The sequence below is a fragment of the Microbacterium sp. CFBP 13617 genome (genome assembly GCF_014839445.1).
In the GTDB taxonomy this organism is placed as follows: domain Bacteria; phylum Actinomycetota; class Actinomycetes; order Actinomycetales; family Microbacteriaceae; genus Microbacterium.
This window is the reverse complement of record NZ_JACYNW010000005.1, coordinates 206,578-219,296: the sequence shown is the minus strand read 5'-3', so window position 1 is coordinate 219,296 and position 12,719 is coordinate 206,578. Positions and strand designations below refer to the sequence as shown.

Below are 12,719 nucleotides of genomic sequence, written 5' to 3'. Positions count from 1 at the left end.
AGCAGCAATAACGCGCACAACAGCGCTAAATACAGCAAATCTCAATGAGGAGAAACGATGGACAACAGCGGGCGCCGGCGTCGGAACGCCATCAAGCTCGTCGGTGTCGCAGCAGCGGCCTCGACCCTCCTGGCCATGGCGGGGTGCTCGTCGAACGGCGCCGCCACCTCGGCAGACGGAGACGTCACGATCGAATTCGCCCAGTGGTGGGAGCCCGAGCTGGGAGACGGCCAGTTCCGTGGCCTCATGGACCAGTTCGAGCAGGAGAACCCGGGCATCAAGGTCGACCTGGTCAGCGGACCGTACGCGTCGACCAAGGAGCAGCTCTTCGCCGGAGCCGCCTCCGGCACCATGCCCGATGTCGTCGGTCTCGACGGCGCATGGGTGAGCGACTTCGCCAAGCAGGGCGTCATCGCCGACCTGACGAAGCTCATGAGCGACTCGGGCTACGACGACAGCCAGCTGGCCAGCCAGATCCAGGTCGACGGCAGCACCTACATGATCCCCGTCGTGAACTTCGTCTACCCGATGTTCACGAACGACGGCATCCTCGCGGAGGCGGGTGTCAGCGCACCGCCGTCGACGCGCTCCGAGTTCGCCGACGCGGCCAAGAAGATCTCGGCGCTCGGCGGCGACGTCTCGGGTTGGGTGCTTCCGCTCTCGCTCGAAGCTCCCAACGGCGTGCAGAACGACGTCATGTCGTGGGCCTGGGCCTCGGGCGGCTCGATGCTGAAGGACGGGCAGCCCGACCTCACCAACGCCGACGTCACCTCGGCCACCGACTACATCCAGCAGCTGTGGAAGGACGGGGTCATCGCCCCCGGCTCGTTCACGATGAAGGAGCAGGACAAGGTCGAGGAGTTCACCAACGGACGCGTCGGCATGATGATCGACTCGCTCGCGCACATCAACCTCATCCGCGAGTCCAACCCCGACCTGACCTTCTCGATCTCGGCGATCCCCGCCGAAGACGGCTTCACCGGTGAGCGGGGCATCCCCTACGCCTCGTGGGGGATCGGCGTCGCCGAGAACTCCGAGCACAAGGACGCCGCGTTCAAGCTCGTGCAGTTCCTGATGGGCACCGACGTCAACAGCGAGCTGTCGACGATGGCCAAGGCCTTCCCCGGCAACACCGAGAGTGTGCCGACCTTCGTCGAAGACGACGCGCTGTTCAAGACGGCCTTCGACATCTACAAGGCCGGCTACCCCGCCAACGAGTTCACGGGCCTCCCCGTCGCCGAGGAACTCATGCGCCAGTTCGGCACTCAGTTCCAGTCGGCTCTGGACGGTCAGCAGTCGATGAGCGACGCGCTGAAGAAGACGCAGGACGAATGGACGTCGGAGTTCTGATCCGACCCCGAACCGGGATGCCGCACCGCCCCCACGCACGGTGCGGCATCCCGCTCAGCGAAAGCCGCACATCATGACCATGCGCACCCTCACACCCCCCGACACCGAGGTGATCGTCACCGGACGACCGCTCTCGCGCCGCACCCGCCAACTCCGCAAGGCCGGCGAGGCCTACGCGTTCCTGTCGCCGACCCTGATCCTGCTGTTCGTCCTGATGATCGTCCCGATCGTCATGGTGATCGGCTACTCGTTCCAAGACAACGTCATCCTGAACAAGAGTCCCGAGGTCGTGGGCGTCGACAACTACGTCGCGATCCTCACCGACCCGGGCTTCTGGAAGGCGACCGGCAACACCCTCTTCTTCACCCTCACCAGCGTCGCCGCACACCTCGTGCTCGGACTCTCGTTCGCGATGCTGCTGAACAGCCGGCTCATCGGCGCGATCCCCCGGGCGATCTTCCGCGGCCTGTACGTGCTGCCGTGGCTGTTCACCGTCGCCGTCATCGCCGTGCTCTGGCGCATGCTGCTCTCGCCGAACGGCATCGTGAACTTCCTGCTGAACACCGACATCGAGTGGCTCGCCTCTCCATCGCTCGCGCTCGGCACGGTGACCTTCATCAACATCTGGGCCGGCTACCCCTTCTTCATGGTGAGCCTGCTCGCGGGACTCCAGGGGATTCCGAGCGACCTGTACGAGGCGGCGACCGTCGACGGTGCCAGCCCCGCGCAGCGGTTCTGGAACGTCACCATCCCGCAGCTGCGCCCCATCATCGTCAGCCTCGTGCTGCTCGACCTGATCTGGACGTCGCAGCAGTTCGCCCTCATCTGGCTGACCACGGGCGGCGGTCCGATCGACGTCACCGAGATGCTCAGCACCTACACCTACAAGCTCGCATTCGCGAAGTACGACTTCTCGATGGCCTCCACCTCGGCGGTGCTGGTCCTGGCGATGTCGATGATCATCGCGGTGCTCTACGTCCGCCAGCAGAAGGCGAGGGACTGACATGGCCCTGACCACCCCCGCGCGCCCGCGCGCCATGAGCACCGTCGCACGCCGCCGGTTCGCCCAGACCGGCGTGTTCATCGGCCTCCTCCTCGGTGCGGTCTTCGCCGCGGGGCCGGTGCTGTGGATGCTGTCGAGCTCGTTCAAGTCGAACACGCAGATCTTCGAGCTCCCGCCGCGCCTGATCACCGAGACGTTCTCGTTCGACGCGTACATCTCGATCTTCACCAACCCCGAGACGGTGCGCTTCTTCATCAACAGCTACGTCGTCGCGGGAGCCGTGACGATCCTCACGCTCCTGGTGGCGATCCAGGCCGCGTACGCCTTCAGCCGCTTCGAGTTCCGCGGCAAGCGCATCGTCAACGTCATCATCGTCAGCGTCCAGGCCGTGCCGCCCATCACCCTGCTCATCCCGTACTTCGGACTCATGGTGGGACTGGGGCTGTACAACACCTACCCGGGCCTCATCTTCACCTACATGGTGTTCACGCTGCCCTACGCGATCATCATGATGACCGGGTACTTCAACACCCTGCCGAAGGAGCTCGACGAGGCCGTCCGCGTCGACGGGGCCGGATCCTTCACCGCCCTCTGGCGCGTGCTCGTGCCGATCTCGATCCCCGGGATCGTCTCGGTGGGCATCTACACGTTCATGATCGCGTGGAACGAGTTCCTCTTCGCGCTGACCCTCACGCGCACCATCGACATGCGCACGGTGCCGATCGGCATCCAGTTGCTCATGGGACAGCACTCGTACGAGTGGAACCAGATCATGGCGATGAGCATCCTCGGCTCGATCCCCGTGCTGCTGCTCTTCCTGTTCTTCCAGCGTTTCTTCATCAGCGGCCTGACGGCCGGCTCGGTGAAGAGCTAAGCCACCCGACCCCACCCAACAAGGAGAATCTCCGTGCTCTACACCGGCAAGTCCATCCTCGACGTGGCGAACGCCCACAGCTTCGCCATCCCGGCCTTCAACATCAGCGACTGGTCGATGTTCACCGGGATCATGGACATCAGCGAAGAGAAGTCCGCTCCGGTCATCATCGCCATCCACCCCGACGAGGTCTCGCACATCACGACCGACCTGATCGCCGCGATGCGCTCCCGCGCGCACCGCTCGAGCGTGCCCGTCGCCATCCACTGGGACCACGGCGGAACCTACGAGCAGATGATCGTCGCGATCCAGTCGGGCTTCACCTCGGTGATGATCGACGCCTCGCTCGAGCCCTTCGAGCAGAACGTCGCCCTCACCCGCAAGGTCGTCGAGGCCGCGCACGCCGTGGGCGTGCAGGTCGAGGGCGAGCTCGGCACCATCGGCGCGAACGACAGCTACGGAGAATCCGGCGCCGCCGAGATCATCTACACCAACGTCGACGACGCGGTGCGCTTCGTCGAGCAGACCGGTGTCGACAGCCTCGCGATCGCGATCGGCACCTCTCACGGGCTGTACCCGGCCGAGAAGAGCCCCGAACTGCGTCACGACCTGCTCGAGCAGATCAAGGCCGCGGTCGGCATTCCCCTCGTGCTGCACGGCGGCTCGAGCAACCCGGATGCGGAGCTCCGCCGTGCGGTCGAGCTGGGCGTGAACAAGATCAACATCTCCAGCGACATCAAGGTGGCCTACCACGACCGCATGCGCGAGATCCTCGGCACCGACCGGCGCCTGCGCGAGCCCAACGCGATCCAGCCCGAGCCCATCGCCGCGATGAAGATCACCGCGGCGGAGAAGATCGACCTGTTCGGCGCCGCCGGCAAGGCCGACCTGTACTGATCGGACGGTGACCGACGTCATGGCAGAAGACCTCGTCCTCGGACTCGGCGGCACCGTCGACTACGAGATCCGATGGGATGCCGCGGTGCTCTCCGCGCTCGCGCAGGAGCACGGCATCCGTCGAGACGAGCTGACCACCACGACGCCGATCATCGACGAGCGCTCGCTCGTGATCACGGTGCTCGCCTTCCTCGCCACCGGCGGGGGAGGCGAGCGCTTCGTCCTGTCGTCGCGGATCGTCGAGCAGTTCGCGTCCCACTTCGACAAGGAGATCACGCTCGGCGGCACGGGCGTGCGCGCGGGCATCGCGCTCGATCGCATCGGCGTCCCCACCGTGCAGCACCTCGTGAGCATCGACAACAACGTGCGGCGCCTGCTGCCGGCCTCGATGCGGGTGGTGTCGTCGGCGACGCGCGACACCCTCGACCCGCACCTGATCGTGCAGTACCCCGAGGGGACGACCGTGCACCTCGCGGACGCGGCGGTGACCGCTCCGGCATCCAATCGCCTGATCTTCGCCAACGACGCCCCCAACCGCGAGATGGCGATCGCCGAGGGACTCGGTGAGGTGCTCGAGGGAGCCGCGGCGTTCCTGATCTCGGGCTTCAACACCATGCAGGATGCCGACCTGCTCGCGCGTCGGCTCGACGACCTCGATGCGGCGATGGGCCACCTGCCCGCCGACGCCCTCGTGTACTACGAGGACGCGGGCTTCTACCAGCGGGAGCTGTCTGCCCTCGTGCGCGCCCGCCTGCTCGGGCGCATCGACGTGTACGGCATGAACGAGGACGAACTGCAGGAGTACCTCGCCCGGCCCGTCGACCTGCTCTCACCCGACGACGTGGGTGCCGCGCTCGCCGAGGTGCACGGCCTCATTCCCGCGCGCACTCTGGTGGTGCACACGAAGTACTGGGCGATCGCCGTGGGTCCCGCGGCCGCCGCGCACCTCGCGGGTCTCGACAGTGCGGTGCGCACCGCCGCGACCCGGTACCGGCTCGGCGATGCCTGCACGGCCGCCGACCTCAACGAGACCGCCCGTCTTCCCCGCCACGCGGGTGGGGCGGCTGTGGTGGCAGCGCTCCGCGAGCGCCTGGGGGCCATCGGTGTGCCCGCGTTCGTCGTCGACACCGCCCACCCCACCACGATCGGCCTGGGCGACACGTTCGTCGGCGGATTCCTGGCCGCCGTGCCGGCCGCGGCGCGCACGGCGACGGGGGCCGCCCTGGAGCGAGCGCTCGACGCGGCGGCGACCGCGTCCTGACCGGGGCGGACGAGCGCGCACTGCCTTGGGCGCTGCGCGCTCCGCGCGTGGCGAGCGACGCCCCGTCAGCACGTCGCGGTGTCGGCGTCGGGGTCGGAGAAGGGGCCGCACGCGGCGATCACGCGGCGCAGGCTCACCGCCGCCTCCCACGCGTCGAGGGGTTCCTCGTCGGCCGCGAGCTCACGCAGGCGATCGGTGTACCCCGTGAGCGCCGTCTCGGCCTCGTGCAGCTGCGGGCCCGTGCTCTGCGGGTCGGGCGGAGTGACGGCCAGGTGCGACACGCTCTCGATCGCCTGGGCGAGCGCGCGCCGGGCGTCCGGGGGCAGGCGCGTGTCGACGTCGGGTCCGGCGGTCAGGCGGCCGAGGGCGGCCGCCAGCTCGCGGGTGGCGTCGGCGATGCCGGTGAGGGCGTCGAGGCGGCGGCGGTTCAGGTCACGCGGAGCCTGCAGGCGCCGGCCGCGGGGGTTGTACCGGCGACTCTCGTCGGCGAGCTCGACCTCTTCTTTCACGTCGGCGAGGGTGCCGGTGAGACCCTCCGAGGCCGCGTCGGCGGCCGCGGGGTCGAAGGCGTGACCGGCGAGCGAATCGGCGATCGCGCGCAGGGCGTCGCCGAGAGCATCGCGCAGGTGGCCCAGCCGGTCGTCGGCCCGCTGCACCCGCAGCGGGGGCACCACCACGAGGTTCACCACCACGCCGACCACGACGCCGAAGGCCATCGTGATCAGGTACGACGACGAGTAGCCGTCGGGGTCGGCGCCGCCCAGCAGCAGCACGAAGAGTCCCGCGATGGCCACCCAGTCGCGGCCGACGCCGAGCGCGCGCACGCCGGCCAGCAGCACGCCGATCAGGATGACGACCGCGACCGCCACGATGCGCGGCAGGCCCGTTCCCACCACGGCGAGGCTCGCGAGGCCCAGCCCGATGCCCAGCGCGAGACCGACGACCGCCTGCACCCCGCTCGAGGCGGAGCGGGCGACGGTGGGGTACATGCTCACGAGCACGCCCAGCGGGGCGTAGTACGAGTACTCGCTCTGCGCGAAGGGCACGAGGGGCGCGAGATACCAGGCGAGGGCGGCCGCCGCAGCGGTCTTGGCGGCCAGCAGAAGGCGGTCGGGGGTGACCGCGTCGGACCACCACCGTCGCGGATCGAGGGACGGGGACAATCTCATGAGCGATGAGTGCGCGGGCGAGTCGACACCGAACCCATCCTGCGGGCGGCGCGACGCGCGGTCGCGGGGGTTGCCGTGGCGCGGCGGGCGAGGTACCCCTCAGCGGCGCGGGCGGTAGGCCTCCCACAGCACCCGGGTGTGGCGCGCCTTGGCCTTCTCCACGCCCGTCTCGTCTTTGCGTGCCGCGCTGACCCACTCGGCGGCGCGGCTGGCCATGGCGCCGAGCACCATGCGCACGTCGGCGTGCGAGGCCGGGGGAACCACGGCGTCGGCCGCCGGCATCCGGCCCTTCGCCGCCAGCTCGTCGCGCACGTGCCGCACGACCAGGTCGGCCACGCCGACGGCGTGACTGTTCACGACGCAGTGCGCGGCCCCCTCGATCTCCCACCGGCGCGCGGAGCGGGAGCGGGCGACCAGGCGCGAATGCAGCCGGCGCGGCGAGGGGCGGTCGAACTCGCCGCGCACGAGCAGCAGGGTCGCGTGAGCCGCACCGATGCGGTCCGAGATGCGGTAGCGCAGCATGTGCGGCAACGTCTCGAAGAAGTAGAGGAACCCGCACAACAGGTAGGCCGACACCGCCAGCAACGCGATGTGCACGGACTCGCGCAGTGTCGACTGCACGAAACGCACCGCTTGGGTGAGGGCGTGGGCCTCGCTCTCGTCGACGACGGGACTCACGAGCACCGCGTGCGAGAGGTCAGGCCGCCGCGCGAGCACCTCGGTGACCACCTGCGTGCCCATCGAGTGCCCGATGAGCACGGGGTCGTCGAGGTCGTAATGGTCGAGCACCCCCTCGACCTGGTCGGCGAAGAAGGAGGCGGTGGGCTGCTCCCCCGACGCGGGGACCCCGCCGAAGCCCGGCAGGTCGAGGGCGAAGACGTCGCCCTCGTTCGCGAGCAGCGGTGCGAGGAACTCGAAGTACGTCGACGCCACCCCGATGCCGGCCACGAGCACGAACGAGCGCCCCGTCGTGGCCCCGCTGGATACGCGGGTGACCCTGGTTCGCGCGTCGCCGCGCCGATAGGTCTCGACCTGGACGTCGGCGGGTCTCGGGTCGCGGGGCATCGATCCAGGATGCCGTACTCGCCTGGGCGCTCTGTCAATCCCGGGGGCCGTGTCGACCGCGTCGGCCTAGCCTCGACCCATGAGCGATTCCTCCCGAGAAGAAGAGACCCTGGGTGCCGTCCGCGACAGCGACAACCCCGCCGAGAAGGACCCCTCGGACTGGGTCACCGGCGACGAGCCGATGACCGCCCCGCAGCGCAGCTACCTCGACACGCTGGCACGCGAAGCCGGCGAGGAGATCCCCGCCGACCTGAACAAGGCCGAGGCGTCGGAGCAGATCGAGCGTCTGCAGGCCGAGACCGGCCGCTCCACCAACTGACGGTCGCCTCGCGACCCGGGCGTCCCGTCCGACCTGCTGGTCAGGTCGTGCGGGACGCTCTGTCGTGGAGCCGCAGCTCGTCGATGTCGTGGGTCTCACCGCGGGCGATGTCGTCGAGGAAGTCGGCCACGATGCGCCGCTCGGCGGCACCCAGACGCCCGGCGGCCGCGGAGGCCGAGGAGTGGCGCACCGCCAGCACGCGGCGGGCGGGGGAGTCGGCGTCGATGGTCTCGCGCACGACGATCGAACGACGGTCGCCCGGGTACGGTCCGCGCTCCACCCATCCGGCCTCGGCCAGTCGATCGATGAGGGCGGTGGTCGCCGCCGACGAGATGCCCAGCATCTCGGCCAGCAGGCGCGGGGTGACGGGGGCGTCGTCGGCGTCGCGCTGCAGCAGGAACCGCAGCACCTTGGCGTCGTTGGGGCCGATGCCGAGCGACTGGAGTGCGGCCCGCTCGGAGGCGACCCCGGACTCGGTGAGGTCGGTGAGGGCCTTGACGACGTCGTCTGCCGACGTGGTGTCTTCCATCTCGCCTCCCGCGATCTCTCGGCGGCCTAGTGTCTCCGAGGCCGATCAAGTAGACAGCCTCGCTACTAACCATGGTAGCTGTCCGCCTCGCGCAGGGGCAGGGGGCTGGGCGTTTCCCTGTCATAGGATGCCCAGGTGGAGAACGACTCGGGCGAAACGCGCTATTGGTACGGCGCCGCGGACGAGGATCGTCGCCGACGCGCCATCGAGGTGCTGCAGGCGTTCCGCGTGTACCGCGCCGCCGAGGTGGCGATGCGCCGACGCACCCGCGAGTCGATGTCGATGGGCGAGAACGAGCTCCTCGTGCTGCGCTACCTGCTGCGGGCCGCCGGACAGCAGCGTCAGGTCTCACCGAGTGAGCTGACGCGGTACCTCGGTGTCTCGACGGCGTCGACGACCGCCATCGTCGACCGTCTCGAGAAGTCCGGCCACGTCACCCGCACGCCCCACCCCACCGACCGGCGCAGCATCTTCATCGTCGCCACCGCGGCCAGCGACGACGAGGTGCGCGCGACGCTCGGGACGATGCACTCCCGCATGATGAGCGCCGTCGTCGACATGACGCCGGAAGAGAGCGCCGCGGTCATCGCGTGCCTCGGCCGCCTGCAGGATGCCGTCGACCAGGTCGATCCGCACCCGGAACCGGTCGACTCCGAGCGGTGAGTCGCCGACCGACGTCAGCGGGGTGACGCTCGGGGCATCCGGGCGGCAGTCCGCCGGTCCGGGTCAGGACCCCGGGTGCTCCGGCTCGGGCACCAGCAGGAGGCCGCCCGAGGAGTTCGCGGAGTTCGCCAGGTCTTCGACCCACGCGCGGCTCAGCAACGCCGGCTCCGGCTCGTCGAAGACGAAGCGCAGGGGGATCGACGGGTGCAGCCACACCGTGCTGCGACCCACGTCCTGCCCCGGACCGTGCGTCCACGACAGCGTGAAGCTCTCGCCACGGCGGAGCTTGGTGGCGATGACCACCTTGAGGTGCGCGAGCGCGCGATCCTCGATGTCGATCGGTGTCGCGGCGTCTCCGTAGTAAAGCGTTCCCACACGCTCACGCTAGTCGTGTGGAGCGTGGAGCCCGTCGGGGTTGCCTCACCGCCCCGCGCCGTGGCACCGGATGGCGGATGCCGCTCTGCGTTCCTCGGCTAGGCTCGGACGCATGGGCAGATTCATCTACGACACCGTCGCGAACGCCGTCGACATCGATGACCGCACGCTCGCACACCTGCGCATCGTCGTGATGAACAAGCTGCGCCGCTCGGAATCGTTCATGTTCGACGTCGAGGTCGGTGACGGCAGTGGCCGCCGCAGCTTCTGGATGCACCCGTCGGTGCCCATCCAGTTCCACTTCTACGGGAGCCGTCAGCCCCGCATCAACCGCGTGTGGGTCGAAGACCTCATGCTCGCGGCATCCGGACCCAACGGCCTGGCCATCACGCCCGAGCCCAGCGAAGACGCGGGCGTCGAAGAGGGCTGATCGTCGGCGCGGCGCCGAGAGTGCCGCGGGTCGGGCGCGTTCAGTGCGCCGATGACGAGGCGTCGGCCTCGGCGGACGGCGCGATGTCTTCGGCGACGAGCAAGATGCCGCCCGAGGAGTTCGCCGATTCGGCCAGCCGCTCGATCCACTCGCGACTCAGCATCGTGGGTTCCGCCTCGTCGAAGACGAAGCGCAAGGGAATGGCCGGGTGCAGCCACAGCGTGCTGCGGCCGCGCTCCTCGTCGTCGCGGTGACGCCACGAGAGCGTGAAGCTCTCGCCACGACGGAGCTTCGTCGAGATCACGACCTTGAGATGCGCGAGCGCGCGATCCTCGATGTGGACGATCGTGCCGCTTCCGCCGTAATGAATGGTCCCCATGCGGCCCACGATACGCGAGGGTCTCGCCGGATACGCCGAGGATTGCCCGGTGTCAAGACCGCCGGACGGGACGGGGTGCCCCTGAGATCGTGGGACCTTCACGGAAGGAGGGCGCCATGACTCATCCCCCCACGCCTTGGCACCCGGAACCCGGCGACGAATCCGACGATCTCCCCCACGTCTTCGACGGACTCATCGGCATCGACGTCATCGACGGCGAGCTCGTCCCCCGCGCCTCGGAGCCGCCACGCCGCTGATGCTCCCAGGGCCCTCGTAGGCGCGCTGGATAACGTCGAGGTCATGACGGACTCGCTGGACGAACAGCAGATCACCGTCTCGGGTGCGGCGTTGCGAGCCCTGAGGGACGATTTCCAACGGTTCCTCATGGAGTACCGCTTCGGGCTGGCCGAGGTCGAGACAAAGATCTCGATCTTGCGCGAAGAGTTCCAAGAGATGCACGCCTACAACCCGATCGAGCACGTGTCGAGCCGGGTGAAGTCACCCGACAGCCTGGTCGACAAGGTGCGGCGCAAGGGCGTCGAGACCGACTTCGACTCGATCCGCGCAGCGATCACCGACATCGCCGGCATCCGCATCACCTGCAGCTTCGTCGATGACGCCTACCGCTTGTCCGACCTGCTCACCCGGCAGGACGACATCACCGTGCGCGAGGTGAAGGACTACATCGCCGAGCCCAAGGCCAACGGCTACAAGAGTCTGCACGTGATCGTCGAGGTGCCCGTGTACCTCTCGACCGGCCGGGTCGACGTTCCCGTCGAGGTGCAGTTCCGCACCATCGCGATGGACTTCTGGGCCAGCCTCGAGCACAAGATCTACTACAAGTACGACCGGCTCGTGCCCGACGATCTGCTCGCCGAGCTGAAGAACGCCGCCGACACCGCGGCCGAGCTTGACGCGCGCATGGAACGGCTGCACCGCGAGATCCGCGGAGCGCAGCCGGGGGTGGTCTCGCTCTGACGAGCCCGTCAGAATGGAACGATGAGCGACGACGCCGGCCTCCTCGACGAGGTCGCAGCCGAACTGCTCGTCCTGCCGCCCGCGCGATTCACCGCGGCCCGTAATGCGCGAGCCGCCGACGTGGCGGGACCGGTCGGTCGCCGCATCGCGCACCTGCGCAAGCCCACGGTCGCCGCGTGGGCGGTCAACCTGCTCGTGCGCGACGGGCAGCTGGGCGAGGCCGTGGAGCTCTCCCGCGCTCTGCACGAGGCGCAGGACGACCTGGATGCCGCGGAGCTCGCCCGCCTCGGACGTCAGCGGCGTCAGCTCGTCACCGCCCTCGCCCGGCGCGCGGGAGAGCTCGCCGCCGCGGAGGGCACGCCGCTGAGCGGCGCGATGATCGACGCGGTGCAGAAGACCATCAACGCCGCCGTCGTCGATTCCACGGTCGCGGCGGCCGTACTGACGGGACGGCTCGTGGCGCCCGTCGACCTGGCCGATCTCGAGGCCGATGCCCTGGGGGCCGCGGTCGCCGGGTCGGTCCCCGGCGTGGTGCCCGCCGCCGCTCCCCACGACGATCTCGCGGCCCGACGCGCGCGCAAAGCCGCCGAGCGGGCCGTGCGCGAAGCCGAGCGTGCGCGCGCCGAGGCCGATCGCGACCTGGCCGGCGCCGACAAGCGGCTGGACTCGGCGCGAGAGAAGGCCGATCGGGCGAACGAGCGGGTCGACGCGCTGCGCGCCGACCTCGAGCGGGCGGAGGGCGACGCCGCGGCCGCGGCCGCCGCGGTCGATGCGCGTGAGGGCGAGCGCGCCTCGGCCGTCGAGACCGCTCGGTCGGCGGCCCGAGCGCTCGAACGGGCGGAAGCTGCGAGCGATGACGGAGAGGGCGCATGACCGAGTCCACGGTGACGGCGATCCTCGACGCCGCGCGTCGGCGCCTGACCGACGCCCCGCGCGAGCGCATCGGCGAACTGCAGGAGGGGCGGCGGTTGCTCGGCATCCCGCGTGCGGCGCGCATCGCGCAGCGCGGGACGGCGTGGCACCTCGGGGTGCTGCTCGTGATCGACGACGGCGTGCTCGCCACGGGCGACATCGTGCGCGCGCACGAAGAGGTGCGCCGCGGTTTCGCCGCCGAATCGCAACGCCGCCGCGCCGAGCTGTCGGCGGCGGCGGCGCGCGGCGGAGTGCCCGAGGGTGAGACGGTGCACATCGGGTGGCACCCCATCGACCTCGCCGCCCTCGACGCGGCATCGAGCCCCCTCGCCGTCCGCGGGGGAGAGGCGCTCGTGCGCTGGAGCGCGGCCGGGGGATACCAGCCGCTCGCCCGATACCTCGAGGAGCGCATCGAGCTGCTGCGTCATCCACCTGAGCGCGCGTGACGTCCCGCGCATAGTCGGGGGTTCGCCGGGTGTCAACTCTCGCGTCCCCGGTCTGTTCCGCGAGCGACG

The 12,719-nt window shown here is 69.6% G+C and carries 17 protein-coding genes; 12 read left to right on the top strand and 5 right to left on the bottom strand.

Annotated features, from left to right (window positions below; all coding sequences use genetic code 11):
* Window positions 1-57: 57 nt before the first annotated feature.
* The 5 genes from IFU40_RS16345 (at window position 58) to IFU40_RS16325 (ending at window position 5,385) form a co-directional block, all read left to right on the top strand.
* Entirely contained in the window at window positions 58-1,350 is a 1,293-nt protein-coding gene (locus IFU40_RS16345) for an ABC transporter substrate-binding protein (RefSeq protein WP_055833430.1), read from the top strand.
* A gap of 73 nt (window positions 1,351-1,423) precedes the next feature.
* A complete protein-coding gene (locus tag IFU40_RS16340) occupies window positions 1,424-2,353 on the top strand; it encodes a carbohydrate ABC transporter permease (RefSeq protein WP_055935870.1) in 930 nt (309 codons plus the stop codon).
* Between the two features lies 1 nt (window position 2,354).
* The gene (locus tag IFU40_RS16335) at window positions 2,355-3,227 is read left to right on the top strand and encodes a carbohydrate ABC transporter permease (RefSeq protein ID WP_235561568.1); all 873 of its coding nucleotides are present in this window, start codon (window positions 2,355-2,357) and stop codon (window positions 3,225-3,227) included.
* Between the two features lie 33 nt (window positions 3,228-3,260).
* Window positions 3,261-4,124 (top strand): ketose-bisphosphate aldolase, encoded by an 864-nt coding sequence (locus tag IFU40_RS16330; protein ID WP_055833435.1) that lies wholly within the window; start codon window positions 3,261-3,263, stop codon window positions 4,122-4,124.
* Window positions 4,125-4,131: 7 nt separating this feature from the next.
* Window positions 4,132-5,385 (top strand): ADP-dependent glucokinase/phosphofructokinase, encoded by a 1,254-nt coding sequence (locus IFU40_RS16325; protein WP_342343548.1) that lies wholly within the window; start codon window positions 4,132-4,134, stop codon window positions 5,383-5,385.
* Between the two features lie 65 nt (window positions 5,386-5,450).
* Here the strand turns inward: IFU40_RS16325 and IFU40_RS16320 are convergent, their stop codons facing one another.
* Window positions 5,451-6,554, bottom strand: coding sequence for an FUSC family protein (locus IFU40_RS16320; protein ID WP_191926990.1), 1,104 nt, complete (start codon window positions 6,552-6,554; stop codon window positions 5,451-5,453).
* A 99-nt stretch (window positions 6,555-6,653) separates the two neighbouring features.
* Window positions 6,654-7,619 carry an alpha/beta fold hydrolase gene (locus IFU40_RS16315; RefSeq protein ID WP_191926989.1) on the bottom strand — a complete coding sequence of 322 codons (966 nt, stop codon included), beginning with the start codon at window positions 7,617-7,619 and terminating at the stop codon, window positions 6,654-6,656.
* Between the two features lie 79 nt (window positions 7,620-7,698).
* Here IFU40_RS16315 and IFU40_RS16310 point away from each other — a divergent pair, with 79 nt between their 5' ends.
* Complete coding sequence (locus IFU40_RS16310; RefSeq protein WP_055833442.1) at window positions 7,699-7,938, top strand: DUF3072 domain-containing protein; 240 nt, start codon at window positions 7,699-7,701, stop codon at window positions 7,936-7,938.
* A 40-nt stretch (window positions 7,939-7,978) separates the two neighbouring features.
* Here IFU40_RS16310 and IFU40_RS16305 read toward each other — a convergent pair whose 3' ends face one another.
* On the bottom strand, window positions 7,979-8,467 hold the full coding sequence (locus IFU40_RS16305) for a MarR family winged helix-turn-helix transcriptional regulator (RefSeq protein ID WP_055935875.1): 489 nt from the start codon (window positions 8,465-8,467) through the stop codon (window positions 7,979-7,981).
* A 135-nt stretch (window positions 8,468-8,602) separates the two neighbouring features.
* On the opposite strand from IFU40_RS16305, the gene IFU40_RS16300 reads away from it, so the two are divergent.
* Window positions 8,603-9,130 carry a MarR family winged helix-turn-helix transcriptional regulator gene (locus IFU40_RS16300; RefSeq protein ID WP_055833449.1) on the top strand — a complete coding sequence of 176 codons (528 nt, stop codon included), beginning with the start codon at window positions 8,603-8,605 and terminating at the stop codon, window positions 9,128-9,130.
* A 63-nt stretch (window positions 9,131-9,193) separates the two neighbouring features.
* Here the strand turns inward: IFU40_RS16300 and IFU40_RS16295 are convergent, their stop codons facing one another.
* On the bottom strand, window positions 9,194-9,505 hold the full coding sequence (locus IFU40_RS16295) for a DUF7882 family protein (RefSeq protein ID WP_055833451.1): 312 nt from the start codon (window positions 9,503-9,505) through the stop codon (window positions 9,194-9,196).
* Window positions 9,506-9,617: 112 nt separating this feature from the next.
* Here IFU40_RS16295 and IFU40_RS16290 point away from each other — a divergent pair, with 112 nt between their 5' ends.
* Window positions 9,618-9,935: a DUF7882 family protein gene (locus tag IFU40_RS16290; RefSeq protein WP_055833454.1), complete on the top strand. Its 318-nt coding sequence runs from the start codon at window positions 9,618-9,620 to the stop codon at window positions 9,933-9,935.
* Window positions 9,936-9,975: 40 nt separating this feature from the next.
* On the opposite strand, the gene IFU40_RS16285 is transcribed toward IFU40_RS16290, so the two are convergent.
* The gene (locus IFU40_RS16285; protein ID WP_191926988.1) at window positions 9,976-10,314 is read right to left on the bottom strand and encodes a DUF7882 family protein; all 339 of its coding nucleotides are present in this window, start codon (window positions 10,312-10,314) and stop codon (window positions 9,976-9,978) included.
* A gap of 116 nt (window positions 10,315-10,430) precedes the next feature.
* Here IFU40_RS16285 and IFU40_RS16280 point away from each other — a divergent pair, with 116 nt between their 5' ends.
* From IFU40_RS16280 to IFU40_RS16265, 4 genes are read left to right on the top strand one after another with little or no spacing between them, the layout of a single operon-like run.
* Window positions 10,431-10,571, top strand: a complete 141-nt coding sequence (locus IFU40_RS16280) for a hypothetical protein (RefSeq protein WP_156458694.1) — start codon at window positions 10,431-10,433, stop codon at window positions 10,569-10,571.
* A 43-nt stretch (window positions 10,572-10,614) separates the two neighbouring features.
* Window positions 10,615-11,292 (top strand): GTP pyrophosphokinase, encoded by a 678-nt coding sequence (locus tag IFU40_RS16275; RefSeq protein ID WP_055833460.1) that lies wholly within the window; start codon window positions 10,615-10,617, stop codon window positions 11,290-11,292.
* A 21-nt stretch (window positions 11,293-11,313) separates the two neighbouring features.
* Window positions 11,314-12,165: a transposase gene (locus IFU40_RS16270; RefSeq protein WP_191926987.1), complete on the top strand. Its 852-nt coding sequence runs from the start codon at window positions 11,314-11,316 to the stop codon at window positions 12,163-12,165.
* A complete protein-coding gene (locus tag IFU40_RS16265) occupies window positions 12,162-12,650 on the top strand; it encodes a glutaminase (RefSeq protein ID WP_191926986.1) in 489 nt (162 codons plus the stop codon). The genes IFU40_RS16270 and IFU40_RS16265 overlap by 4 nt, the downstream gene beginning before the upstream one ends.
* Window positions 12,651-12,719: the final 69 nt, after the last annotated feature.